The sequence below is a fragment of the Streptomyces sp. NBC_01591 genome, from assembly GCF_035918155.1.
In the GTDB taxonomy this organism is placed as follows: domain Bacteria; phylum Actinomycetota; class Actinomycetes; order Streptomycetales; family Streptomycetaceae; genus Streptomyces.
This window is the reverse complement of sequence record NZ_CP109328.1, coordinates 295744-321192: the sequence shown is the minus strand read 5'-3', so window position 1 is coordinate 321192 and position 25449 is coordinate 295744. Positions and strand designations below refer to the sequence as shown.

Annotated in this window: 24 protein-coding genes and 1 pseudogene; 16 read left to right on the top strand and 9 right to left on the bottom strand. The window is 67.7% G+C overall.

Features of this window, described 5'->3' with window-relative positions:
• Positions 1 to 196: 196 nt before the first annotated feature.
• Positions 197 to 1465: a ParB/RepB/Spo0J family partition protein gene (locus tag OG978_RS42430; RefSeq protein ID WP_326770426.1), complete on the bottom strand. Its 1269-nt coding sequence runs from the start codon at positions 1463 to 1465 to the stop codon at positions 197 to 199.
• Positions 1462 to 2712, bottom strand: a complete 1251-nt coding sequence (locus OG978_RS42425) for a ParA family protein (RefSeq protein ID WP_326770425.1) — start codon at positions 2710 to 2712, stop codon at positions 1462 to 1464. Before OG978_RS42425 ends, OG978_RS42430 begins: the two co-directional genes overlap by 4 nt.
• Before the next feature lie 1092 nt (positions 2713 to 3804).
• Between OG978_RS42425 and OG978_RS42420 the strand changes: the two genes are divergently transcribed.
• The 3 genes from OG978_RS42420 to OG978_RS42410 all read left to right on the top strand — a co-directional run bounded on the left by OG978_RS42420 (position 3805) and on the right by OG978_RS42410 (position 6635).
• Positions 3805 to 4440, top strand: a complete 636-nt coding sequence (locus OG978_RS42420) for a hypothetical protein (protein WP_326770424.1) — start codon at positions 3805 to 3807, stop codon at positions 4438 to 4440.
• A 45-nt stretch (positions 4441 to 4485) separates the two neighbouring features.
• Positions 4486 to 4899, top strand: coding sequence for a hypothetical protein (locus tag OG978_RS42415; RefSeq protein WP_326770423.1), 414 nt, complete (start codon positions 4486 to 4488; stop codon positions 4897 to 4899).
• A 236-nt stretch (positions 4900 to 5135) separates the two neighbouring features.
• Positions 5136 to 6635 (top strand): alpha/beta hydrolase, encoded by a 1500-nt coding sequence (locus OG978_RS42410; RefSeq protein ID WP_326770422.1) that lies wholly within the window; start codon positions 5136 to 5138, stop codon positions 6633 to 6635.
• Between the two features lie 48 nt (positions 6636 to 6683).
• On the opposite strand, the gene OG978_RS42405 is transcribed toward OG978_RS42410, so the two are convergent.
• Positions 6684 to 7307, bottom strand: coding sequence for a TetR/AcrR family transcriptional regulator (locus OG978_RS42405; protein WP_326770421.1), 624 nt, complete (start codon positions 7305 to 7307; stop codon positions 6684 to 6686).
• Between the two features lie 126 nt (positions 7308 to 7433).
• Between OG978_RS42405 and OG978_RS42400 the strand changes: the two genes are divergently transcribed.
• From OG978_RS42400 to OG978_RS42385, 4 genes are all read left to right on the top strand, one after another.
• Positions 7434 to 8849: an amidase gene (locus OG978_RS42400; RefSeq protein WP_326770420.1), complete on the top strand. Its 1416-nt coding sequence runs from the start codon at positions 7434 to 7436 to the stop codon at positions 8847 to 8849.
• A gap of 696 nt (positions 8850 to 9545) precedes the next feature.
• Complete coding sequence (locus tag OG978_RS42395; RefSeq protein WP_326770419.1) at positions 9546 to 10622, top strand: bifunctional DNA primase/polymerase; 1077 nt, start codon at positions 9546 to 9548, stop codon at positions 10620 to 10622.
• Positions 10619 to 12187, top strand: a complete 1569-nt coding sequence (locus OG978_RS42390) for a DNA primase family protein (protein ID WP_326770418.1) — start codon at positions 10619 to 10621, stop codon at positions 12185 to 12187. Before OG978_RS42395 ends, OG978_RS42390 begins: the two co-directional genes overlap by 4 nt.
• Before the next feature lie 126 nt (positions 12188 to 12313).
• A complete protein-coding gene (locus tag OG978_RS42385) occupies positions 12314 to 12700 on the top strand; it encodes a DUF6009 family protein (protein WP_326770417.1) in 387 nt (128 codons plus the stop codon).
• A gap of 110 nt (positions 12701 to 12810) precedes the next feature.
• On the opposite strand, the gene OG978_RS42380 is transcribed toward OG978_RS42385, so the two are convergent.
• Complete coding sequence (locus OG978_RS42380) at positions 12811 to 13458, bottom strand: class I SAM-dependent methyltransferase (RefSeq protein WP_326770416.1); 648 nt, start codon at positions 13456 to 13458, stop codon at positions 12811 to 12813.
• Positions 13459 to 13538: 80 nt separating this feature from the next.
• A complete protein-coding gene (locus OG978_RS42375; protein ID WP_326770415.1) occupies positions 13539 to 14471 on the bottom strand; it encodes an alpha/beta hydrolase family protein in 933 nt (310 codons plus the stop codon).
• A gap of 110 nt (positions 14472 to 14581) precedes the next feature.
• On the opposite strand from OG978_RS42375, the gene OG978_RS42370 reads away from it, so the two are divergent.
• A complete protein-coding gene (locus OG978_RS42370) occupies positions 14582 to 15172 on the top strand; it encodes a helix-turn-helix domain-containing protein (RefSeq protein WP_326770414.1) in 591 nt (196 codons plus the stop codon).
• Positions 15173 to 16105: 933 nt separating this feature from the next.
• Here OG978_RS42370 and OG978_RS42365 read toward each other — a convergent pair.
• On the bottom strand, positions 16106 to 16294 hold the full coding sequence (locus tag OG978_RS42365; protein WP_442817878.1) for a hypothetical protein: 189 nt from the start codon (positions 16292 to 16294) through the stop codon (positions 16106 to 16108).
• An 85-nt stretch (positions 16295 to 16379) separates the two neighbouring features.
• On the opposite strand from OG978_RS42365, the gene OG978_RS42360 reads away from it, so the two are divergent.
• The 3 genes and pseudogenes from OG978_RS42360 (at position 16380) to OG978_RS42350 (ending at position 18610) form a co-directional block, all read left to right on the top strand.
• Positions 16380 to 16685 carry a transposase gene (locus OG978_RS42360; RefSeq protein ID WP_326763437.1) on the top strand — a complete coding sequence of 102 codons (306 nt, stop codon included), beginning with the start codon at positions 16380 to 16382 and terminating at the stop codon, positions 16683 to 16685.
• A complete protein-coding gene (locus tag OG978_RS42355; protein WP_326770413.1) occupies positions 16682 to 17578 on the top strand; it encodes an IS3 family transposase in 897 nt (298 codons plus the stop codon). The genes OG978_RS42360 and OG978_RS42355 overlap by 4 nt, the downstream gene beginning before the upstream one ends.
• Before the next feature lie 115 nt (positions 17579 to 17693).
• Positions 17694 to 18610: pseudogene (locus OG978_RS42350) on the top strand (transposase family protein).
• A 67-nt stretch (positions 18611 to 18677) separates the two neighbouring features.
• On the opposite strand, the gene OG978_RS42345 reads toward OG978_RS42350, so the two are convergent.
• Complete coding sequence (locus OG978_RS42345; RefSeq protein ID WP_326770412.1) at positions 18678 to 19001, bottom strand: hypothetical protein; 324 nt, start codon at positions 18999 to 19001, stop codon at positions 18678 to 18680.
• An 8-nt stretch (positions 19002 to 19009) separates the two neighbouring features.
• Positions 19010 to 19830 (bottom strand): IS5 family transposase gene (locus tag OG978_RS42340; protein ID WP_442817906.1). Its coding sequence is split into 2 segments (ribosomal slippage): positions 19010 to 19485 and positions 19485 to 19830, totalling 822 coding nucleotides; the frame shifts between segments, so codons are not numbered across the junction.
• Positions 19831 to 19860: 30 nt separating this feature from the next.
• On the opposite strand from OG978_RS42340, the gene OG978_RS42335 reads away from it, so the two are divergent.
• From OG978_RS42335 to OG978_RS42315, 5 genes are all read left to right on the top strand, one after another.
• The gene (locus tag OG978_RS42335; RefSeq protein ID WP_326770411.1) at positions 19861 to 20331 is read left to right on the top strand and encodes an FAD-dependent oxidoreductase; all 471 of its coding nucleotides are present in this window, start codon (positions 19861 to 19863) and stop codon (positions 20329 to 20331) included.
• On the top strand, positions 20328 to 21182 hold the full coding sequence (locus OG978_RS42330) for a phosphopantetheine-binding protein (RefSeq protein ID WP_326770410.1): 855 nt from the start codon (positions 20328 to 20330) through the stop codon (positions 21180 to 21182). The genes OG978_RS42335 and OG978_RS42330 overlap by 4 nt, the downstream gene beginning before the upstream one ends.
• 84 nt (positions 21183 to 21266) lie before the next feature.
• Positions 21267 to 21776, top strand: coding sequence for an NUDIX hydrolase (locus OG978_RS42325; protein ID WP_326770409.1), 510 nt, complete (start codon positions 21267 to 21269; stop codon positions 21774 to 21776).
• A gap of 57 nt (positions 21777 to 21833) precedes the next feature.
• On the top strand, positions 21834 to 22952 hold the full coding sequence (locus tag OG978_RS42320; RefSeq protein WP_326770408.1) for a DegT/DnrJ/EryC1/StrS family aminotransferase: 1119 nt from the start codon (positions 21834 to 21836) through the stop codon (positions 22950 to 22952).
• Positions 22949 to 23968, top strand: coding sequence for a Gfo/Idh/MocA family protein (locus OG978_RS42315; protein WP_326770407.1), 1020 nt, complete (start codon positions 22949 to 22951; stop codon positions 23966 to 23968). Before OG978_RS42320 ends, OG978_RS42315 begins: the two co-directional genes overlap by 4 nt.
• A gap of 273 nt (positions 23969 to 24241) precedes the next feature.
• Here OG978_RS42315 and OG978_RS42310 read toward each other — a convergent pair whose 3' ends face one another.
• Positions 24242 to 24814, bottom strand: a complete 573-nt coding sequence (locus tag OG978_RS42310; protein ID WP_326770406.1) for a hypothetical protein — start codon at positions 24812 to 24814, stop codon at positions 24242 to 24244.
• Between the last annotated feature and the right edge of the window lie 635 nt (positions 24815 to 25449).

The following is a 25449-nucleotide window of genomic DNA, read 5'->3' as shown; positions in this document are numbered from 1 at the left end:
CCAATCGCGCCCACCGAAGGACACAAACCTGCGGGCCGAGAACCGGAGTTCCGTCGCACAGGCAGCCAACTCCCCTGCGGCGCCCAGCAGTTCCGGGTCTCACCGCGACACCGGGCAGGATCGGGCAGGGTCGGGGGACCAATGCCAGTCCCCCGACCCCCGCCCCCGACCCCCGCCCCCGAACTCATCGGGCCATTCACCGAACCGAGTTGGTGTCCTCGGCGAGGATCCTGTCGACGAGGATCTTTCGCTGCGCTTCGTCCATCTTCCTCAGCACGAGATCGGCAACCTGATGGCCGTCGTGCCAGGGCATCTTGGTGACTTTCCCGAGGGCGACGATGCCCGACTCCCCCGGGGCAAGCTGTGTCGGTGCCACCTGACGCTCGGCGTGCTCCGACCGCTGCCCGGGCACTTCCTCGTGCGTAGGCGATACCGATTCCGGAGCCCCGGGGCTATCACGCCGTGATAGCTCGGCTTGGCCCTCCCCTGGGCTATCACGGCGTGATAGCCCAGCCTGCCGCTCCCCCGAGTTATCACGCCGTGATAGTTCTGCCTGCTGCTCCTCCGAGTTATCACGCCGTGATAGCCCAGCCTGCCGCTCCCCCGGATTATCACGCCGTGATGCCCCCGTGCGCTGCTCCCCCGAGCTGCCCGGAGCATCCGGGCCATCGGAAGCGTCGGCGCCGGCCTCGATCTCCGCCACTCCCTCGCCCGCCGGGCTATCACGCCGTGATAGTTCACGCACCGCCGAACGCCTCTGATCACCCGCGGCGGCCCGCGCGTCCGCCTGCTGACGCTGCTCGTCGGGCGGCAGCTTGGAGAGATTCCGTACGTGCTCGATCTTGCGGCGCCCCTCCACCAGGTCCGCCTGCAGTTGAGGATCGAGGTCCAGAACGGAGAGCTTTGACGAGATGGTCGACTGGGCAATGCCGAGCCTCTTGGCGGCCTTGGTCTGAGAGCCATAGAAGTCGACCAGCGTGCGAAGCGCCTGGGCCTGCTCCAGGGGATTCATGTCGTCACGGTGGACGTTGGCGACGAAGGCCGCTTCGAGAAGCGCCTGGTCGGTGGAGACCAGGGCGTTGTCGACGCTGACGCGAATCGTTGCGGCTCCGGCGAGACGTGCTGCGGCAAGGCGGCGGTGGCCGTCGACAACGATGTACCGGGTGCCCTCGTCGAGGTCAGCCGCACGGTGCGGCCGCTCTGCCAGATAGGCCTCGATGGAGGCCACCGTGACAGCGTTGACGAGGCCGATCTCCGCAATGCTCTCCGCCAGCCCCTGGAGATCGCGGAGCTCCTCGCGGGGGTTGTCGGGATTCTGGCTGATGAGGTTCAGAGCGAGCTCGGTCGGGTCGGGTACGCCGGCCGTTGGTACTCCCGTAGCAGCACCGATCGCGGCCCGGCGGGCGCTGATGGGTCGGGCCTGTGCGAAGGAGGCACCGGCTCCGAGGTTCTTGGCCTTACTCACTTGCTGATCTCCCGGGCGAGGGCGCGGAGGGCGACGGACTGTTCGCAGCGGGGTGCGTAGGCAAGCAGCGGTCGCTTGGCGCGGACGGCTTCCTTCTGCTCCTTGAGATCTCCGATGACGCCTACGACACGCGGATCCTTTATGGCCATCCAGGACTGGAGCGAGGATGTGGCGATGTAGCCGCGGCGAGCGTCGTAGTGGTTGACGACCAGGCCGAGGTAGTCGACGTCGAGAGCAAGGTCATTGCGCATGTCCTCGATCTGGGAGGTGAGCAGTTCGTAGGCGTCGGCACTGCTGTCCTCGGCTTGGACAACGATGAGAACGCCGGAGTTGCCCGGCACTTCCTGCGGACGGCGGCGCCCGTAGTAGGTGGCGGCGTCCATGCTGAGCCCGAGGCTGGGCGGGCAGTCGATCAGGATGACGTCGTAGTCGGGCTCGACCGCAGCAAGGGCTCGCTCAAGAGCGGACTCGCGGGCACGGACGGATGCGAGACGTACGTCGAGAAGAAAGGCGTCGGTGCACGCGGGCAGCAGATGCAGACGCCCACCGAACCGGTCCTCGTCGATCGACACGATGAGATCGCTCAGCGAACTCTTGCCGTCACCGGCCATGTGATTGGTGAGGGAGTCCCCGTCCATCGGCAGGGGAGCATGGCCAAGCTGTTTGGTGAGATGCCCCTGAGGGTCGAAGTCGACGAGCAGGACGCGCTGTCCGAGCCCCGGCAGATCCTCCAGAGCGAGCGGATCATTGGCAGCCTCCTCGTCCTCTTCGAGGAGTGCGGCGAAGTGCTTGGAGACACGGACCGGCACCAGGGCGGTGGGGTCTTCCGCGAGAGCTTCGCCGGTTCCGGCGGTGACGGCGGTCTTGCCGACCCCGCCCTTCTGATTGCAGATGACGACGCGTCGGACGATGTCGGGGCGCTTCACCGCGGGAGCGGGATGGCTGTCCAGCCAGACCCGTACGGACTGGGCCAGGCCCTGGATGAGGGAAACCCCGCGGCGCTTGCAGTCCGAGCGGAATCCGGTCCACAGCTGGGAGGGCAGGAACGTAGCAAAGGACTCCGCCCCAGAAGTGTCGATGGGGGAGAGGTTGGAACCGAGACCGCGCCATGTCGTGATGCCGGCTTCGACGGCGTCCTGCATGTCGATGCCGTGTTGAACGGCGCGGACCTTGAGTTCCTGGCGGAGCCAGGAGGGCAGCTTCGAGACGACCTTCTCTCGGTCGCCCCTTGTGTCGGGTGTCGTCATAGTCCGTCACTCTACTAACGCCGTAGATCAATTGAGCGCACGAAACGTTAGCTGTATCGTCTTTTTTCGGTTGGTGAGCTATCACGGCGTGATAGCTCACCAACCGGCTGACGAAGCGCCGAAGCGTTGCATCGGCCGGGGGAGTGGCTCAATCCACAGGCTTCGGCTACAATCCGCGACCTTTTGGTTCACTGGCATCACCCCACTTCCCCAGGCTCAAAAACAGCAGCAACTGGATGCCCTACAGGGCATCTCGTCCATGGCGGGTGCCGAGTCGGCCGGAACTCAACTCACGAGCCATCGCGGTCATCAGGGCTCACGAAACCCCGGGCCGGAAAAGACGGTGCAGTGGCTGAGCACAGTGGGTGGCTCGGGTGGGCACTCCTGCCGCAGAGTCCATGAACCTATCGTCGGGGCTGGCTTTCGTCGGCTGAGGTTCAGTACGGCGAGTAGAGGGCTCAGCCGGTGACACCAGCTCAGGAACAGTGGCTGACGCCCGCGATGACACCGGGCCGACACAGGTATGCACACCGGCTTTGCGCAGGGGCCATACGTCGAGTGCGGGTCTTCTTTTACAAGAGGCGCCGAGCCCCCGCACAGCTCTGACCTGCACATATTCGAAGTTGATCATGCTCTGGCCGACACATTTGGCAGGTCGAAATGTTAACCTGGCCAGCACATTTGACCCGAAAAGTAAGGCTCAGCCTAACTTTTCAAACCGCCTGGGCACGCCGGAGAAACCGCAGGTCAGGGGAGTGCCGGTTCCGGGCGAACGCGCCGCCCCGTGGCATCGATCCGAACCGATCCGAACAAGATGTGCCGCAATATTGACACCAAAAGTTAGAGTCAGCCGAACTTTCGGCACTTCCATGCAATAGAACTTCGGCTCAGCCGAACTTTTGAGGTGGGCGTGCCGACCCCTGTGACTCAGAGCGTGTCGAGCCGTCAAAAGTAAGGCTCAGCCGAACTTTTGGGATAGCCTCGGACCGCCTGAGCAACAAGGAGGGTCCAGTGACATCTGAAACGCCGTCGCGCCAGCCGCGTCGGCCCCGAGCAGTGCCTTCTCCTGCGTCCTCGCCGGAGAGCAACGCCGTGTACGACGACATCCTGAACCTGCTGGGGGAGCAACTCGGCACGACCACCCAGGAGACAACCCCCTCCAGGACAGGGAAGCGCAAGCTCAAGGGCGTCACCTTCGAGTACGAGAGCGACCCTCGATCCGTTCACAGCTTCGCCGGAGGCGCCGGCTACAGCCTCGCCAGCAACTGGTTCACACAGCTGCTGCCCCAGCTCTTCATCGCCAACGGCATCACGAAGAGCCAGCTGTGCGTGTTCCTGTATGTAGCGGGCGGGCAGAGGCCCGGCACCGGGATCGCGGAGTACACCCAGCAGGAGATCACCGACGGCCTGAACGGACTCGCGGCCAAGAAGCCCGGCGCCAAGAAGATCACGAGGCCCACCGTCAACCGCGCAGTCCGAACCCTCTGCGAGTACAAGTGGCTCGAATCGGCGGGGAACGGACGGATCCGCCTCAACGTGACGCTCTGGTTCCAGGGCAACAGCGCAGCTCAGCACGAGGTACTCGCCCAGATCGCCGCGGACCACGACAACGACCCCACCGCGTTTCCGCACAGCATTGGTCCCGAGATGGTTCACCACCAGGAGGCGCTGGACCTTAACCTGGATGGCGAAGTGCCCGAGCCTGTCAGAAGGAAGCGCACAGGGTGATGCCCGCTACCACGACAAGCCGATTCGATACGGAGGAAGGCACCGATGGCCGTTGCAGTCATGTCGCCGCTCGTTGCTGAGCGCATCTGGGCCTTGCCCATCGGAGCTGCCCCGGTGAAGTTCCTTCAGTACCTGGTCTTCCGGAGCGAGAACGGTGGCGCACTGCCGAGCCAGCGCGAGATGGCGGTGGAGTACAAGGTGAAGCCGCCCACCGTCAGCGCGCTGATGGAGCCGCTGTTCGAGCTGAACCTCGTGCTGCGCTCCCGCGCCGAAGGCCGAGGGGGCAACCGCTATCGGCTCCACCCACTCGCCGCCAAGTACGAGAGCGTGACGGACATGGAAGCCGCCTTCGCGCACGCCCTCGAAGAGATGAAGAGCGGCAAGCTGCCGACCATCCACCTGCCGGAATACCGGTCGGCACCGCCGGCCGAGGGCCGCCCCGACCTCCGTATCGCCTGACCCGACAAAACAGAGGCCCCGCCATCGTCGATGGCGGGGCCTCTGTGCCTGAACAACAAGTTGTGCGCCTCACTATACCGGTACGCGCGACAGTCGGCGAGGCGCCGCCGTCGACACCCGCCGAGCTTGCCCGCACTGGTGCAACCGGCCTCCGACAGCGAGCTCGGAACTCCTTGTTACGTTCTCACCATGTGCCCATGGAGGTGCCGTCATACGGGGTCGGAACAGTGACGCGGATGAACACGAGCATGCGTGTGAACCCGAACCCGAACACAAGACGGCGGGTTGTCTCCGTACTCCTGGCCCTGTCCGCCTCCGCCGCCACCCTGGTTGTCCCCGGTGCGGCGGCCGCCCAGGAGTCGTCCGGCCCCACCGCCACTGTCCCACCGATCCGTTGGGGCGCCTGTCCCAAGGCCGAGCCGCCCTACCCCGACCCCAGCCCGAAGGCGCAGTGCGCGACGGTCAAGGTGCCGCTGGACTGGTCGAAGCCGAAGGGCCCGGAGATCGGCCTCTTCGTCGCCCGCTACCGGGCCACCGACCCCGCGCGGCGGATCGGCGTCCTGATGTCGAACCCGGGCGGCCCAGGGGCAGGCGGGGCCGATGATGCGTTGTACGCGGACGACCCCATCGGGGGCTATGCCCCTGCCATGCTCCAGCGCTTCGACATGATCGGCTTCGACCCGCGCGGCATCGGCCGCAGCCAGAACGCCGGCTGCGACGAGGCCATCCTCGACTCGATCCCGGCCCGCCCCCGCAGCGCGGCCGAGTTCGAGCGACTGCGTACCCTGAACGGCCGACTGGCGGACAGCTGCCTGAAACAGACGGGCCCTCTCGCCGCCCATATGGACGGCGAGAGCGTGGCCCGCGACATGGACTCGATCCGTGCCGCCCTCGGCGAACGCAGGATCAGCTTCCTCGGCCACTCCTACGGCACGTTCCTCGGCGAACGCTACGCGCGGCTGTTCCCGGGCAACCTCCGCGCGCTGGCCCTCGACAGCGCGATGGACCCGGACCGGCCGAACGCCGAGCGCTACCTCACCGACGGCAGCGTCACCATCGACAACACCCTGAAGCGGCTCGCGGCCTGGTGCGAGAAGGACATGGCCTGCGCGCTCAAGGGCAAGGACCTGACGGCCGTCACGGACAAGCTGTTCGCCCGTGCCGACGCCGGCACACTGCGAGACCCGGGCCCGAACGGACCGACGCGGACCAAGGTCGACGCCGACCAGCTGTCCGACTTCCTCACCTTCGCGCTCGGCAAGGGGAGCCAGGAGGAGACGGCACGGCAACTGGCCGCCCTGCACACAGGAAAGGGCGAGGTCTACTGGACCCCCACCGGCACCGATCCGGTCTCGCGGCTCGTCCTGTGCCGGGACTACGACTTCCGGATCCGCGACTACGCCCAGTACCAGGCCATCCGCAAGAGGGTCGCGAAGGCCGCCCCGCACGTGCGCTACAACGCCCAGGCCCTGGACGTCATCCTCGGCTGCCAGGGCTGGACCATGCCGCCAAAGCCCCGCCCCGCCCTGGTGAAGGGCGACCTCCCGCCCGTCCTCTTGGCCAACGCCACGCATGACCTGGCAACCCCCCTGCCGGGCGCACAGCGCATGGCCCGCTCCTTCCCGCAGGCGTCCCTGTTCACGATGGACGTAGTGGGCCACTGGCTCTACCGCCGAGGCGGGACGGAGAAGGCAATGCGAGTGATCGATACATACCTCACCAGCCCGAAGGGCTGAGAGCCCCGGTGGCAAGGTTCTGGATGAGGGCTCCACCCTCCGCTTCGGTCAACCAGCGGCGTGAGGAGCCCGGACCCGTTGCTCCCAGAGACCGGCCAGGTGCGCGTGGAGGACGTTGTGTGCCTCTTGCGGCGTGAGATGGCCGATGAGGACGTGCGTGGTGAGGCCGTCCGCAAGGGCGAGGAGGGTTCGGGCCTCGAACTGCGGATCGATGGGCACGGAGCAGTCGGCGTCCTTCCCGGCTTCCGTGATGAGGTGGGTGAACGCCTCTTGCAGGGTTGCGTAGTTCGCCTTGAGCGTCTTTGCGAGCGCCTCGCTGACAGCCGCCTGTGCGACGAATGCGAGCCAGACCCTGGCCTCGGCTCGGTGCTCTTCCCGGAGCAGTGAGACTTCGGCGGCCGCGTGGCCCAGGGCGGTGCCTGCCGACTGGGCCGGGCTCCTGACGAGGCGGGCCCGTACGCGCTCGTTGACCTGCTCGCTGATGTGCCCGAGAGCGAACACGAGCATCTCTTCCTTGGTACGGAAGCACCGCTGAACCGCGCCCATCGACACCTGCGCGCGGGCGGCGACATCGCGAAGGGTCACACCCTCCAGCCCGCGTTCGTCGGCGAGGTGGCACACGGCCTCGGCGATGAGGCGGCGTCGACTCACATGATCCACCTGCCTGGGCATGCCCGGTCGCCTCCTTGTTTCACAGTGCTCTGCTTCACAGTGCACTTTATGCGATGCGCTTGCATCGGTTCCAGAGGTACGGTTCCGATGCAATCGCATTGGTACGTGGCCAAGGAGGGGAGACGCATGCAGGACACCCTGTGGAAGATGTCGGCCGCCGCGCAGGCGGAGGCCGTACGCAGCGCAGAAGTCTCAGCTGTCGAACTGGTCGACAGTCACCTGGATCGCATCGCCGAGGTCAACCCACGGGTGAACGCGGTCACGCAGCTCCTGGCCGGGCGCGCACGTGAGGCCGCGGCAGAGATGGACCGTCGGCGGGCCGCCGGCGAAACGCTGGGACCGCTCGCGGGCGTGCCCTTCACGGTAAAGGAGAGCACTGCCATCGAAGGCGTGCCGACCACGTTCGGCACGGAACGCTTCCGTGATCTGGTGGCGTCGGCCGACGCGCCCCCGGTGGCCCGGCTACGCGCGGCCGGGGCCATCCCCATTGGGCACAGCAACATCCCCACCCTGATCCTGGCGGGGGTGCACACGCGCAGCGAACTGTTCGGCGACACGGTCAACCCGTGGGACAGCAGCCGGACCCCGGGCGGCAGCAGCGGTGGCGACGCCGTGGCCGTCGCCACGGGCATGGCGGCACTCGGGCTCGGCAACGACTCCGGCGGATCAGTGCGCATCCCGGCCCAGTTCTGCGGCGTGGCCGGGCTGAAGCCGTCCACGGGCCGGTTCCCCGCCGACCACCGTATTCTCGGCCCGGACGACCCCGGCCCGGCGTCCCAGAACCTGGTCACCGACGGCCCGCTGGCCCGGAGCGTGGGCGATCTTCGGCTTGCCTACGAGGTGCTGGCCGGGACCGACCCGCGAGACCCACGGGCCGTGCCGGTGCCCGCCTACGGCGAACCGCTCGCCGGGCCGGTAAAGGTCGCGGTCGTGGTGGACCCTGGCGGGTACGGCGTCCACCCCACAGTCCGCAGAGCCATCGCGACCGCGGCCGACGTGCTTCGCGATGCCGGATACGACATTCGCGAAGTAGCAGACGTACCGCGGATGGACGAGGCCCTCGAAGCGTACGGCCGGATCACCGTGACCGAATTCGCCCCGAACTGGCCGATGGTGCGCAAACTGCTCGGTAAGGGCGGAGATCGCTATATCGGGATGGCTATGGAGCAGACCCCGCCCGCAAGCGCGGACGAGCTCATGAAACTGATGGGTACCTGGATGAGCATCCGCCGCTCATGGGCCGAATTCCTCGACGAGTACCCGCTGTTGCTCGGCCCGGTCTTCACCGAGCCCCCGGTCGAGCCGGGACTGGAGTCACGTGACAGGGCAGGCAGGGACCGGGTCGGGTCGGGAATGCGCCTGTGCACCGTGACCAGCTTCGTGGGCGTACCCGGTGTGGCCGTCCCGACCGGGACGGTCGACAGGCTCCCCTCCGGGGTGCAGATCGTCGGACGTGCGTTCCGGGAGGACCTGTGCCTGGGCGCGGCTCAGGCGATCGAGGACCGACTCGGAGTTTTCACACCGGTCGACCCGCGAGTGTGAGGCCGGGCTGATTGAGCCCTTTGGCCAGCGAGGGCGCGCGCCCCGCGCCCTCGCTGAGCGCAAAGCCTGGCACGGGGCGCTGCACGGCCAGGGGCAGCCGTTCCGGTGCCTGGCCGTCTTTGATCGGTCTCGTTTGAGTCCCTGCTTCAGTCCCTCGATAAAACCGCAGGTCAGAGGCATCTGCTCTGCCTCGACAGGGGACTCAAGGGACTGAAGGGACTGAAAATCCCTGTTCCAGTCATTACGGGTGCGCGTGTATGCGTACGCGTAAGTACAGGGGTCCTTATCGTGAACAGCTCATAACTGAGACTTTCAGTCCCTTCAGTCCCTCGGTCAAGCCCTGAATGCCCTGTGACCTGCGCTTTTACATGAGGGACTGAACAGGGGCCAAGATGCGTCCCGGCCTTCAGTCCCTCCCCGCCCGGTCCCTCCCCGCCAGGACCTGACACGCCCGGCCGACTGGCTTGATCAGCTGCTTGTCCAGGAGTAGATAGCCCAACTCCCCAGGTGGCGAAGGGACTGAAGGGACCCAAACCGGGAAACGGCTACACCCCCGCCCAGGCGGCTGATGTAGGCTCTGACCTCATTGGAAAACTCAGTCCCTTCGGTCCCTTTCCTGTCGGTAGCAGCGCTGTGACCTGGTCTTTTACCGCAGGGACTGAACAGGCTATTAGCTCCTCGGCAAGGACGATCAGCGTGCCGCGTCAAAGTGAGACGAGCGGTCCCCGCTCCACGGGAACCGCCAGTCCCTACGACGTTGCCCGCTGGTGTGCCGGAAACGGCTGGCCCGTCCACCCGCTGGCCCCGGGCCGCAAGACCCCGGCCGCCAACTGCCCGGCGTGCCGCGACGAGCCCCACAGCCCTCAGGACTGCCCCTGCCACCCCGCAGGCCGGTGGTGCCACAGCTTCCACGCAGCAACCACGAACCCCGCTCTCCTGGACGCCTGGTGGGGCAGGCACCCCACGCTCGGAGTCGGAGTCTCCTGCGGGGTGGCAGGTCTTGTCGTCCTCGACATCGATGCTCATAGCGCCGAAGTCCCCGACCGGAACCGGCTCCTGCCCGGCATCCCGATCCACGAGAGCGTCAACCTGGCAGGCCTTGCTTCTGGGTTCGACACCCTCGCCCTCCTGGCCGCCCTCCGCAGGAGGCAAAGCCCCGCAGACGACGATTCCACCCTGCGCGTGCGAACCCCGTCGGGCGGACTGCACGTCTGGTACCGGACACCCCCTGAAGGCCCGCGCTACCGCTCCTCGGTGGGCTCCAGCCCCAAGGCGGCCCTCGCCTGGCAGGTCGATGTCCGGTCCACCGGCGGCTACATCGTGACCCCTGCTACCCGCACTTCCGCCGGCACGTACAGCCCGGTCGGCGCAGCCCGGTTCCCCGCCGTCCTGCCCGACTGGCTCGCCACCGAACTCCAGCGCACAGGCCACCCGGTCGACCACCGGCCCGCCCAAGTTCCGTCACCACGCCCCGGCCCCCTGCGCCCAGCACGTCAGCGCGCCCACCAGCTCCTGGAACCGCTGCTCGACCAGGTGAAGGACTGCGCTTTGGCCCCTGAGGGCACCGCTTTTACCGAGAAACTCAACCGAGCCGCCTACACCGCCGGCGGCCTGATCGCCTCCGGCCACCTCACCGACAGCCAAGCACGCGACCTGCTGACCGCGGCCGCCGACGCTGCTCGGCCGCATCGCAGCCGTCACAGCCTCGCCGTCATCACCTCTGCCCTGTCCGCCGGCGCAAGCCGGCCGCTCCATTTCAAAGGACGCCCATGAGCAGCGCCGACAGCCCACGCTTCGACGCCACTGCCGCAGCGCAGCAGATGCTCGATCTCGAAGTCCAGGAGGAACACCCCAGCCTGCCCGCCCAACAGAGGGCCGCCACCGCGGCCGTCCACGAGCCACCAACGTATTCGGGCCGGCTCCCTGGGCTGCTCACAGACCGCGGCAACGCCAAGCTGTTCGCGGTGATGTTCGGCGACCAGTTCCGCCACGTCGAAGGCCTCGGCTGGTACCACTGGAACCAGTACCGCTGGAAGCGCACGGGAGGCGAGAAGGCCGCAGTATGGGCGGCGGGCGATCTGGCCGAGCAGATGCCCGCCACCGACCCGACCGGCCAGTTCACCGACCGCGAACTCGCTTCCCACCGCCGGCGCTCCATGTCGACCCCGGGTATCAAAGCCATGCTCACCCAGGCCAAAGCCTCTCCGGCACTCGCCCTGGACCCCGACGTCCTGGACGGTGACCCCTACGCCCTGTGCACCCCAGCCGGCGTCGTCGACCTCCATACCGGCAACCTCCACAAGCCCGACCCCGAAGCCGACATGCACTCCCGGGCCACCAGCGTCGCCCCCGAGACGATGCCCACCCCTCGCTGGCACCGCTTCCTCCACGACACCTTCGGCGACGACGCCAAGGGCGAGGAGACCATCCACTTCCTCCACCTGCTCCTCGGCTACTCCGTCACCGGCGACGTCGGCGCCCAGGTCCTGCCCTTCCTTTACGGCACCGGCGCCAACGGCAAGTCCGTGCTGCTCGACGTCATGACCCAGATCCTCGGCGACTACGCCCAGGCCGCCCCGCCCGGCTTCCTCATGGAGAAGGGCAAGTTTTCCGAGCACTCCACCGAACTCACCGAACTCCACGGCCGTCGCATCGTCGTCTGCTCCGAACTGAAACCCAACGACAAGTTCGACGAATCCCGGGTCAAGCTCTTGACCGGCGGCGACCGCATCATGGCCCGCCGCATGCGCCAGGACTACTTCAGCTTCAACCCCACCCACAAACTCTGGCTGCTCGGCAACCACCGTCCTGAAGTCGGCACCGGCGGCCACGCCTTCTGGCGCCGGATCCGCCTGATCCCCTTCGAACGCGTCGTTCCCGCCGCTCGCAAGATCGACAACCTGGCCAAGGAACTCGTCCAGAGCGAAGGCCCCGGCATTCTGCAGTGGCTCATCGAAGGCGCCCAGCTCTACCTCGACACCCGCGACCCTCTCGCCGGACCCGCAACCGTCCGCAGCGCCACCGAGGCCTACGCCACCACTGAAGACCACATCGGCCGCTTCCTCGCCGAATGCTGCACCACCGACAACGGCGACCGCGCCAGCGATCGTGCCCCGGGCGACCTCCGCGTTGAACAAGGCCTGCTGTACGCCACGTACAGCAGCTGGTGCAGCGCCGGTGAAGGCATCCGTCCCGCCACCGCCCGCGCCTTCGCCACCCGCGTGCGTCAGGAACTCTCCCTCGCCTCACCCGCCGACATGATGAAGTCCAGCGGTAAGAAGTACTACCCCGGCCTCGGACTTCTCACCGACGACGACCCCCAGGCCGGCCATGCCTGACCGGAGCACCGGACACACACCCGCCAACCCGGCCTACCATGGGTGCGGTGCCCCCACCAGGGATCGTGCTCACCACATCCACTCAGGCCCGCAACCGGCCGCTGACAACGAAAAGGGGCTGCAGCCATGAGCTCGCTGCTGAACGAGAGCGACCTCCGCCACGAGAGCGCCGTGGTGTGGCTGGAGAATCCGGACAACCTTGACTACGTACGCCAGGCGCTCGACAAGACCGCCCGCCGCCGCGGTAAGCCCCGCTACGAACGGGACGGACGTATGGTCGGCTACACCGAACTCGACGCCCACGCCGAAGCCGACCCCGACAGCGGCCTCCAGCTCCGGCGCGTCTTCTTCCTCCTCCCACACGACCGTGACGCCAACCCCGACGGGCCCTACCACGAAGGCGCCCCGGGCGAAGCCGTCGATCCCCGCACCATCGAACCCAGGCGCGTGGGCGACAAAACCCCCCGCTCCCAACGCGGCCCCGCCGCAGCGATAGCAGCCCCCAGCACCTGAACCTGCGCGTCCAGAACCGTAGCTGGCTGGACGGACGTCTGTCCCACTGCCGCCCGCGACTACGGCACCGACGGAATGAGCGCCTGGCCGATCGAGCGCCTTCAAGCGTTCTAGGCTTTGCGGGCGAGCAGTTGAATCTCCTGGAACTGCCGTCGGTCGGTGGGCTGAGGCTCGCGAACCATCCGGGCTACCTCGGCCAACCCGGCCTTGCGTAGCATCGCGGCGAGGTGATCAGGCGACCACCGATAGGCCGGCGTGACTGCGTGATCGAAGACCTGCGTCGGGTGAGACGGATCTTCGCTTGCCGAAAAGCCGACCAGAAGGTGTCCGCCAGGTGCCAGCACACGATGGAACTCCGCCAGGATGACAGGGAGTTCCTGCGGCGGAGTGTGGATGATGGACCAACGCGAGAGTACGCCGCCCAGCGCGCCGTCAGCGATGTTCAACGCGGCCATCGAGCCCACGTCGAACCGCAGCCCCGGATAGGCCTCCCGAGCCAACTTGATCATCGTAGGAGAGGCATCAACACCAAACGCCGCCAGCCCCAGCTCATCCAGATAAGCGGTGATATGGCCAGGCCCACACCCCAGGTCCGCGACCTGACCGTCCCCACTCGCACGCACGACCTCGGCGAAAGCACCCAAGATCGCACGGTCCAGGGGACTGTCACGCAGCGAGTCGCGGAACAGCTGCACATAGGTGTGGGCAGCAGCGTCGTAGGCCTCGCGGGTGGCGCTGAGGGCATCGTGTTCGACCATGCTTGCGACAGTAGTACCTGGCACTGAGGCGAGCCGAGAGAATCACGATCTCCCCTCTGGTTCACAGGCGGTACGAGCGTTCATGCCTTGCCGTGGAGCCAGTCGGTGATGTCGGCGATGACGGCGGGGTCGACGTGCTGCGGGGTTCCGTATTCGGCCGGGGTGGATGGTCCTGTGCCGGGGAAGAACAGGTGGTTGTCGGCTTCGTGGACACGGATGTCGGCTTCCGGGCGGTCGGCCAGGCCCGCCTGCCACCGAACCAGGTCGTCGGCGACGGTGACCTGGTAGTCGCGTCCTCCTTGGAGGATGAGCATCGGCTTGCCGAGTCCGGCCGCGATCGCGACCGGATCGTAGTCGCGCAGTTCGAGCCAGTACGGCGCGGGCAGGCCGAACGGCAGATCCACTGCGGGGGTCGAGGGTGTCAGCTCCGCGCTGTCGACGAGCGTGGCCTGTCGCTGGAAGGTCTCGATGACAGCGGGCGGAACCTGGTCGGGGACGACGGTGGCGAGGTAGCTGACGACGCGGACGGCAGCGTGGTGCATCGGCTGCGTGTCACCGGCCATGATCACCAGGCCCGCGACTGCGGGTGCTGCGGCGGCGACGGCCGGGGCGACCTTGCCGCCCATGCTGTGGCCGAGGACGAAGACCCGCTCGGGGTCCACCGATCGGTGCCGCCGGAGCAGGTCGACCGCGTCGACGGCGTGCGGCACGTATTCCTGCGTCATGGTCAGGTCCGATGCCGCGGCGACATCGCGGTGGGCGTACGTCGCCTTGTCGAAGCGCAGCACCGTGATTCCGCGGCTGGCGAGCCCCCAGGCCAGGTCCTTGAGCGGTTTGTTCGGCCCGTTGGTCTCGTCGCGGTCGAACGGCCCGCCGCCGGCGAGCAGCACCACGCCGGGGCCGGGAGTCTGCCCACGGGGGACGCTCACCGTGCCTGGCACGGCGAGTGGGCCGGTGCCGACGGTGACTTGGCGCTCGCTGAAGCGGCCAGGCTCGGCATAGGGCGGTGGCATCCAAACGAGGGCTGAGCCGGTCGTGGACTCTGTCGCGGCGTCATCAGGCATCCCCATCACAACCTTTCTCAATAGATGCGAACGGTAGCATGGCATGAGACTATTGAGGGATGGACGCTTTCGAACTCTTGGCACACCCGGTGCGGTTGCGGGTGGTGCACGCGATGTCCGGCGGCAGGGAGCTGACCACCGCCGAGCTGTGCGACCGCATTCGGGACGTCTCGAAGGCCACGGTCTACCGGCACGTCGACCTGCTCGCAGCCGGTGGGGTCCTGGAAGTCGCCCTGGAGCGACGCGTGCGCGGCGCGGTCGAGCGCCGCTACCGGCTGCGCCGCGACCGCGCGGGGATCGATACGGACGCGGTCAATTCACTCTCGCTCGACGACCATCGCAGTGCCTTCGCCACCGCTCTGGCGGCCCTGGCCGCCGAATTCACCGCGTATCTCGACCGCGACACGGCCGACCCGGTAGCCGACCTGGTCGGCTACCGGCAGCATGCCGTCTGGCTCAGCCCTGGGGAACTGCGCGGGATGATCGAAGGGATGCGGGAGGCGATCGCCCCCCAACTGGCCAACGAGCCGTCACCCGACCGCACGCAGTACCTGATCAGCCCGATCCTCTTCCCCGTCGAAGCACCTCCGGCCGACACCGGCGCCGATCACACCGCCGCGGGCAGCCCGAGCCCGAGACCCGATAGCTGAGCAAATTCCCCCACTGCCCCCAGGGCTCTTGCGAATGGCGACCTGTGGAAACGCGATCACCCCGGGGCCTGTCGCAGAACTCCGGAGTCGTAATCAGCCACTACGAGCAGCGCGCGGCTCACGGAGTCGGCCAGCAAAGCCGTCCTCTGGTTGGCTTCCCTGGGAAGGCTCCGAGATCTGAGCGCAGCATGTCGAGGCAAATGTGATGGGCGTCATGGGTCTTTACTGCTGGATATGGGGTGTGCGTGTCCTGTCTCACCGAAGGCTGAGTGAATCTCATCGAAGCCTGAGCGATCTGGTGTGACTGAGCGCCGTAGATGGCCCGTGAGCGTTAGTCAGTTGCGGTGTTGGTGCCCCAGGTGCTGGACCGCGGCCGCCCTGCGAGCATGTCGCCGTTAGGGACGGCTTACAGGAGAGGTGGAGCCGTGGAGACGTCGGTGGACGAGGCTGTCACGGGGACACTTCGCGGCGGGAACGGAGAGACGGTCCGTCTGTACGTAGCCGACTGCGCCGAACGCATGGCACCACTGTTTGTGGGGCTGCGGGTTGGCGAAGCGGGCCGGGAAGCCGACGTGGATTTCTATGCGGAGTCCGTACGTGACCTCTGGCTTGCCGACCGCCCGCGCCGAGCCCGCGACCGTCTGCGCCCGCCTGGCAGCCGCCAGGCGAGAACAGATCTCCGGGATGGAAACTGTTGCCGGACATCGCTGCCACGGCGCGGGACGATGACCCCGACACCACCGAGCATGAATGGTTGAACATCGACGCCGCAGGCTACGTCGCCCCCCGAGCGACTTTGCGGCGCCCGTCACGTTCTCGACACCATGGTGCTGCCCCAGCTCGCCGTCGAGGACGAGACCGAGATCGGCTGCCCCGAGGCCGGACTCGCGCCATCCCTGTTCGCACCGGACGCCCGCCGTGCCCTGGGTGCGGTCATGGGCTGCGCTGCTGCAGCCGATCCGTTCCTGACATGGGTCCGTGGCTGCGCGTATGGACCAGGCCCTGCCACCGCTCCGCGATGTCCGCGGTGCCCACGGGGAGATCGAACTGGTCGAGGATCCGCATGACGATGTGATCCACGAGGTCGCTGATGCTGTTCGGGATGTCGTAGAAGGCCGGCATCGGGGGGACGATGCGGACTGAAGCTTCCCCTTGATCGTGGACACCTGGAGACTGGGCCGTGAGAGCCCAGAGGAAGCAGTGCCAGGTGGGAAGCAAGTACACGAAGCGGTACTCGGACGAGTACAAGCGGGACGCGATCGAGCTCGTGCGGTCGTCGGGCCGGACGGTGACCGAGGTCGCCCGGGAGCTCGGGGTCAGCTCGGAGTCCCTGCGGGGCTGGGTGAAGAAGGCCCGTGCCGCTCAGGACACCGGATCCGGTCCCGCCGCCGGGCGAGCCGACGACCGGGACGAGGAACTGAAGAGGCTGCGGAAGCTGACCGGCGAGCAGGCGAAAACAATCGAGATCCTGAAAAAAGCGACGGCCTTCTTCGCGAAGGAGAGCGACCGGTGAGCGAGATATGCCGGTTCATCCACGCGGAGAAGGCGAACTACCCGGTCACGCTGCTGTGCAAGGTGACGAAGACCGCCCGTTCCACGTACTACGCGTGGGTGGCCGGACGGGAAGCCCGCGCAGCGCGGCGGCGGGCCGATGAGGCCCTGGCGCACGAGATCACGGTGATCCACCTCGCGTCCCGGCGGAACTACGGCGTCCCGCGCGTCACCGCCGAACTGCGTCGGCGGGGCCGGCCGGTCAACCGCAAGCGGGTGGAACGGGTCATGCGGGAGCACGGCATCGCCGGGAACAGCCGGCGCACCGGACGCCGCAGCCTGACCAGGGCCGACACCAAAGCCGCCCCGTCGCCGGACCTGATTGGCCGGGACTTCACCGCCACCCGCCCCGGCACGAAGATCGTCGGGGACATCACCTACATCCCCACCGCCGAGGGCTGGCTCTACCTCGCCGCGTGGCTGGACCTGGCCACGCGCGAGGTCATCGGCTACTCGATGGCCAACCACCACCGCACCGAACTCGTCGTCGACGCGCTCGACATGGCCGCCGCGCTGGGCCGCCTGGAACCCGGCTGCGTGATCCACAGCGACCGCGGATCGGAATACACCTCCCGCCAACTGCGCGACAGAATCGGCCTGTTGGAGCACAGGCAAAGCATGGGCCGGACCGGGAGCTGCTTCGACAACGCCGCCGCGGAGAGCTTCTGGGCTGTGCTCAAAGAGGAGATCGGCACCCACTTCTGGCCCGACCGCGCGACCGCCCGCGCCGGCATCTTCGACTTCATCGAGACCTTCTACAACAGACGCCGCCTGCGCAAGCACGTCCACTGGGGCTACCTCACACCCCACGAGACACGCCTGCGCTACCAGCAGGATCAGGCCCTCGCGGCGTAACGGCGACGTGTCCAAGATCACGGGGAAACTTCACTCCCTCCATGTCCACGCGGCTAACGAGTTGGTGCGTGATAGCGGGTGAAGCGTCCGCGCTGATGGATGACATGATCCACCTGTGACGATCAAGGTCAATCGGGCGGTCTTCGCGCATCGGCTCTTCACCGGGATCTCCCGGCGTCATCTGAGCTGTCTGGCACAGGAGTTGGCCCAGCCGTGGCAGGCCACAGTCGAAGGCCGCCGTCATGAAGTACGAGGCGGGGCGAGAAAGCGGGCCGCGGGTGCCGGCGCTCGGCACCAGTTGGTCTTCGTCGACCGGCTGGTGGCCACGCTCATCCACCTGCGGCACGACTTGCCGCACTCGGTGCTGGGGCTGCTGTTCGGTGTCGACCGTTCCACCATCACCCGAGCCGTCGGCGAGATCCGCACCCTCTTGGCCGAGCGGGGCTGCGCGGTCCCCGGCCAGCCCACCCTGCGTCTGAAGACACTGGCGGACGTATTCGCCTACGCCCAGGCCGAGGGCATCGAGCTCCGCCTGGACGCCACCGAGATCCAGGTTCGCCGGCCCCCGGCCAGCCGCGGCGGACGCCGTGCGTTCGTCTCGGGCAAGAAGAAACAGAACACCATGAAGTCGTTGCCGACCACCGAGGTCGCACGTTATGGGCCGATGCCCTGCGACCTGGGCGGATGCATGATGCGACCGCGGCACGCAACGAGGGCATCGCCGTTTGCTTCCAGCACTTCCCCGACGTGGAGGTCCTCCTGGACGACGGCTACCTCGGCCTCAGACGTGATCACCCAGGCCAGGCGATCACACCACCCAGGAAGCCGAACAAGAGCGCACTGCCCGACGTCCACGAACGCTGGGAACGCGACCGACACTGGCACTCATCCGACCGCATCACCGTCGAACACGCCCTCGCCGACCACAAACGATGGAGACAACTCATCCGCTGGACCCACCGTCGAGACCGGCTGCCCGACACCTACCGCGCCATCGCCGGCCTCGTCTCCGACCGCACCGCCACCACCTGAACGACCACCCGGGACCAGGCCACCACAGCCTCACCCGCTATCACGCACCAACTCGTAAGAAGTCATCTCATTTGGTGGCTACGTGTGGGGAATCCGCGACAAGTCGAGCCATCTCGTGCAGGCGGTGCCAGTACTCAGGGTCGTCCGCTTCGCTGAGTACAGGTATGACCCGGTCCAGGCGGGCGATGCAACGAAGCAGACCGCTTCGGCCTCGCGCTTCGAGCTCGCCTCCGTTCTTGACCCAGGTGAAGACCCAGCCCGCGGTGTCCGAGTCCAGCATCACCAGGTCGAAGCCGGCCCGGTCCGCGCCGCCCAATCTGGGAGGAAAGGGCAACTTCATGAACTCTTGGTACAGGCGTGACACGGCCTCAAACGCAGTTTCTTCGCTCACGCGGGCCATCATGGCGCAGCTTTCACAACGCATGAAGTCGTCTTGAGTCTGCGGTAGCAGATGAGGGTGCACGCGAGGCTGGTGAAGGCGAGGAAGTGCTCGGCCTTGCGTTCGTAGCGGCGGTGGAGTCGGCGGCAGCCGGCGAGCCAGGCCATGGTCCGTTCGATGGTCCAGCGGTGTCGTCCGAGCCGCTGTGGCGTCTCCACGCCCTTGCGGGCGATGCGATGCCCAATCCCTCGCTGTGCCAGCCATTGCCGCAGGTGGCGGTAGTCATAGCCCTTGTCGGCGTGGAGCTTGCCGGGCTTGCGTCGGCGGGACCGGATCGGAGGTATGCCCTTTACGAGCGGGATCAGGGCCTGGCTGTCGTGGACGTTGGCGCCGGAGATGCCGACAGACAGGGGCAGACCGGTCCGCTCGGTGATCAGATGGATCTTCGAGCCGTATTTGCCCCGGTCTACAGGATTCGGACCTGTCAGGTCCCCCTTTTCAGGGCCCGCATGTTCACCGAGTCGATCGCGCAACGGGACCAGTCCAGGTCGCCGCGGGCACCGAGTTCGTCAAGGACCAGGCGGTGGAGCTTGGCCCACACCCTGGCCTTCGTCCACTCGGTGAACCGGCGGTGGGCCGTCGCACCGGACGGTCCGAACGACGCCGCGGGCAGCTGCTGCCACGTGCAGCCCGACGTCGCTACGAACACGATCGCCGCCAGAACCTTCCGATCGCCATGTCGACGTCGGCCACCACCCTGCGGCCGCGACGGCGCCTCCGGCACCACCCGCTGGAACAACTCCCATAATTCGTCGGGCACCAGCCGCTCAACTATCTCCACCACGGCGAACAGCCTACCCAGCCATATGAGATGACCTCTAAGGACACACGAACGGGGCTGCGCCCCTACACCCTGGACCACCTGCCGCTCATCGGCCGTACCGGCGAACCGTCCATCCTGCTGGCGACAGCCACCTACCGGTGCGGGGTGCTGCTGGCCCCGCGCCTGGCCCAACTGGTCGCCGACGAGATCACCGCACCGGGCAGTCTCACCACCCACCCCTACCGGGCACAGCGGCCGATGCCGGCCCCGCACATCGACGACGTCCTCGCCCAAGGAGCCGCCCAGGGAATGCTGGAACACCTGCTGCAGGCGGGCGGGCATCTCTCGCTCTCCCAGCAGGCCGAGTTCGCCGCCTTCACCAGCCTCGCGCTGCGCGCCCTGCTGGGCGAGGACTCGCAGGCCGGGGCCGCGATGCGGCGGCTGTGGGACCAGGCCCCGGTCATCGAGGCCGTCCCATCGCTGTTCGCGCTCGCCCGCCGCATGGAGGCACTGCGGTGACCGCCGCCGACCAGAGCCTCGTGGAGCAGGTCCTGGACGCGGTCCGGCACATCCGCCCCGGCACCGCCCCGGGGCCGGACACCGACTTCCGCGACCTCGGGCTGGATTCCCTGGACCGGCTCACCCTGGCGATGGCCGTCGAACGGGCCACTGGCCTGGCCGTCCCCGGCCCGGCCCTCTCCGACGCCGCCACCCCCGCCGACCTGGTCGGCCGCCTGCCCACCGCCGACAGGAGCGCTCCCGTGCATCAGGAACACCGTGGCGACACTCCGGAACCGGGCTGGTCCGACGCCGGAGCGAGCGTCGGAGAAGGCACACGTCTGTGGCATCAGTCCCAGGTCACCGACGGCGCGGTGGTCGGCACCGACTGCACCTTGGGCAAGGGCTCCTTCATTGGTGCCGGCAGCACCATCGGCGACCGCGTGAAGATCGGGAACTACGCCAACGTGTTCGGTGCGGACGTGGGCGACGAGGCGATGATCTGCCCGGGCGTGCTCGTCCTGGAGGATCCGGCCCCGCGGTCAACCACCCCCGACGGGCGACGAAAGGGCCCCGAGGACTGGACCCGTCACCCCGTCACCATCGGTACCGGGGCCACGATCGGGGCCGCGGCCGTCATCGCGCCCGGCGTCACCGTCGGCCCGCACGCCCTGGTCGCGCTCGGCGCAGTCGTCATGCGCGACGTCCCCGCCCACGGACTGGTGATCGGAAACCCCGCCCGACAGGTCGGCTGGGTATGCCGGTGCGGCCACACCCTGGACGCCGCACTGCGCTGCACCGACTGCCCGCGTACCTACCGGCGCGACGGCGACGAACTGGCCGCCGACCACCAGCCCGTGCCACTGGAGTGAGAATCACACCGGTTTGTCACTGTTTTGTGCCAGGCAGATGATGCTCTCCGGGTGGTGCGAGCGGCACGGATAGCGTCCCGCTCCATGAGCACCGTGCATCTGCCTCCCGCCGAGTACTACGCCACCCTCCCCAAGATCATTGGTGGGGCTGGAGCGGCCATCCGCGACAAGGCCGGACGGTTCCTTCTGGTGAAACCGTCCTACCGCGACTACTGGGAGGTCCCCGGCGGCGGGCTGGACCTGGGCGAGGACCCGAGGCGAGCGTTTCAGCGCGAAATCAAGGAAGAGCTGGGCCTCGACCTCACCCCGGGCCGGCTGCTGGTCGTCGACTGGGTGCCCGAACAGCCCGACGGCCGCCCCCCGCTCGTCAACTTCATCTTCGACGGCGGCCTGACCACGCAGGAACAGGCCCAGCAGCAGGTGCGCCTCGACACCGGCGAACTGACCGAGTGGAAGCTCGCGGCACCCGAGGAGTGGCACACCCTCCTCCCACCGCACATGGCCCGCCGCCTCCACGCCTGCGCCCGCGCCCTGACCCACGACACCACTCTCTACCTGCACCACGGATTCGACCCCACCCGACACCACACCTGACGCCCCGCCGCCCCTTCCGGCCGGCGGCGCCCGGCGTCCACCGGAAGGAACACCGCCGTGAACACACCACCAATCCCGGCCGCCGCACCGCGCCTGGACGCGGCCGACATCGCCGCCGCGGTCCGCGTCCTCGAATCCGGCCGGCTCGTCCAGAGCCCCGAGGTCGCCGCCTTCGAGGACGAGTTCGCGGACCTGGCCGACGGCCACTCCTGCATCGCGGTCAACTCCGGAACCTCCGCCCTGTGGCTGACCCTCCTCGCACTGGGCATCGGCCCCGGCGACGAAGTGATCGTGCCCTCCTTCACCTTCGCCGCCACGGCCGCCGCTGTCCGCCTCACCCGAGCCACCCCGGTCTTCGCCGACATCACCCCGGACACCTTCTGCCTGGACCCCGACGCCGTACGCGCCGCGATCACCGCACGCACCGCGGCAGTGATCCCCGTTCACCTCTTCGGACACCCCGCCGCGATGAACGAGTTCACCGCCCTCGCACACGCACACCACCTCGCACTGGTCGAGGACGCCGCCCAAGCCCACGGCGCGACCCTCAACGGCCGACCGGCCGGCACCTTCGGTACCGCAGGCTGCTTCAGCTTCTACCCGACGAAGAACATGCAGTCCATCGAGGGCGGCATGGTCGTCACCGCCGACCCGGCCCTGGCACGCACCCTGCGGCTGCTGCGCAACCAGGGCATGGAACGGCGCTACGACCACCGGATCGTCGGGACCAACGCCCGGATGAGCGATGTGAACGCCGCGATCGCCCGCAGCCAGCTCCGCCGGCTCCCCGCCCTGACCGGACACCGCCGCGCGAACGCCGCCCGGCTCAGCGAACTCCTCACCGGCCTGCCAGAACTGACCCTGCCCACCACAGCGGCAGGAGCCGGACACGTGTGGCACCAGTACACCGTCCGCATCGGCGCCGCCCTGGGCGACCGCGACACCTTCGCCCACCACCTGCAACAGGCCGGAACCGGCACCAGCGTCCACTACCCCGTCCCGCTCCACCGCTCACCCGCCTACGCCACCGCAGCCGACCTCCCGCACACCGACACCGCCGCCGAGCAGGTACTGTCCCTGCCGGTCCACCCCGGGCTGACCACAGCCCAGATCCAAGACATCGCCCAGGCCGTGACCACACTGGCCCTCGCCCCAGCCCGGGAGCGTGCCGCATGAACAACCAGACGCTGCGCGCCGGCCTGATCGGGCTGGGACGGATGGGCCGCCACCACGCCCGGGTCCTGCGGTCCCTGAGCGGCGCCGAACTGGTCGGCGCACTCGATCCGCACGGCGACCGCTACCGAGCCGCCGACGGGATCCCCGTGGTCGCAGACCTGGACGCACTGCTGCGACTCGGCCTCGACTACGCGGTGCTGGCCTGCCCCACACTGCTGCACGAACCGCTGGGCACCGCCCTCGCCGCAGCCGGCATCCCCACCCTCATCGAAAAACCGCTGGCGGGCGACCCCGCCTCGGCCAGACGCCTCGCAGAGGCCTTCCATACCGCCGAAGTCCCCGCCGCCGTCGGATACATCGAACGCTTCAACCCCGCCCTGATCGCACTGCGCCAACGGCTGGAAGCCGGACAGCTCGGAGACGTGTTCTCCATCGCCACCCGCCGAACCGGCCCCTACCCCGTACGGATCACCGACGTCGGCGTGATCCACGACCTCGCCACCCACGACCTCGACCTCACCGCATGGATCACCGGCACCCGCTACACCTCGGTCGCCGCCCGTACCGCCCACCGCAGCGGCCGCCCCCACGAAGACCCCCTCGCAGCCCTCGGACAACTGACCGACGGCACCATCACCCACCACCAGGTCAACTGGATCTCACCACTCAAAGAACGCACCACCGTCGTCACCGGCGACCACGGCATCCTCGTCGCCGACACCCTCACCGCCGACCTCTCCTACTGGGCCAACGGCTCCACCCGCACCCAGTGGGAAGCACTCACCGCATTCCGCGGCGTCACCGAAGGAGACGTCACCCGCTACGCAATCCCCAAACAAGAACCCCTGATCGCCGAACACGAAGCCTTCCGCGACCTGGTCCTCGGCCACAGCCGGCGCACCGCGACCCTCCACGACGGACTGCACGCCGTCCTCGTGGCCAACGCAGCCCTCCAAGCCTCACGCACCGGCACCACCACAGCCGTCCCCACCCCAGAACAACTCCATCACCCGTAGCCCCCACCTGACAGAGGGGGTTGGCCCTGCGGAACGTGCGAAGTGACCGCAGGGCCGAACCAGGAGCACTGTCCTGTCAGGGCGCCCACGCCCGACCGTACGAGCAGCAGTGGTTCACCGCCTGGTGAGCTGCTGCATACGTGCTCACCCCGGCCTCTGGCATGGATTCACGGACGGGCGCCCTTGTTCGCCGAACTTGACGGACGCCTGTGATTCCGAGACACAGTGTGTATTGGCAGGACTGAGGTCCCCAGCTGCGAGAGACTGCTCTGCTCAGTCTTCGTCCAGAGCTTTCTGCACGTCGCCGCGGGTGAGAGCGGCAGTCTTCAGCGGTCCCATTTTGCTTGCGGTGGTCGCTGGAGGCAGTGCTCGTACGACGACCACGTACACGCGCACACCCGGCAGCTCGAAGTACGGCGGCCAGGATTCGGTTGGACCGTCGCTTTTGACCACCAAGGTGCGTTCCGGCGTGCGATTGAAGACCACGAGGTAGGCGACGTTCTTCCCGTAGTCATGGGCGTACTCGAACACCTGCCGGACGCCCTTGGCGACGTAGGCGACGCTGCCGTTGTACAGCTTGCTGTCCAGGACGATCGGGTCTTCGCCGTCGAGCTCACCGACCAGGTCGGGCTCTCCGGTCGTGGAGCGAGGCTTCGCGTGAGTTACATAGTGGGCGTCCTGGAACAAGAACTTCTGCAGGTCGTCGTTGTACAGCTCCTCTCCGGTCGCAGTCCTCTCCAGGAACTGCGCGTTCAGGGCGACGCGGTTGAACCGCTCGGTGAGGTAGACGTAGCGGCGCAGCGTGAGGAGACGCTGCTGCGGTACTGCAGACGCTCGGTGAGCCACTTGAACAGCGGGGTGAAGGCTTCGCCGGCGAGCCGCTGTTCTTCGTTCCCGATCGCCTGTAGATCCGGAAGGCCAGGTCTGCCGCGCGATCGGGGTGGAGACTGCTCAGCAGATTCCAGCTGAGCACAGCGCGACCTTCCTCGGTCTCGGTCGGCCAGACCATCCCGATCTCGTTTTCGCACTTGGCCAACCACTCTTTCTGCGGCGGTGGCTTCTCGACGTGACGGGCTTCGGCGATGATGGCGGTGAGGAGCGGCTGCTTGCCGATCCAGTTGGCGGCGAATGCCACTTCCCGGCCCAGGTTCTGCCGCCGCGAGCCGACGATCTGGCGGTGCCGCCTCGCAAGGCCGTCCTGGAGGTCGTCGAGCAGACGCATCCTTCTTGTCCTTCCTCTGACTACGATGCGCTGAGAGTCGCACATGGTGTTGGTACAGGTGGCTGGCCTGATAACTGTGGTCGGTTAAACGGCCCGGGGACGCGGCGGTGTTCCGTGCGGCAGGTTCCCAGGCGGTACCCGAGCGAGCGCCGTCTGTTGGGCTGGTGCGGTCCGTATCCGAACAGGCTGTCTCCGAGGTCTGTGGCGGAGCCGCGTACCGGCCCCACGTGTGTAGCAGCCCGCCAGGTGAAGACCGGCG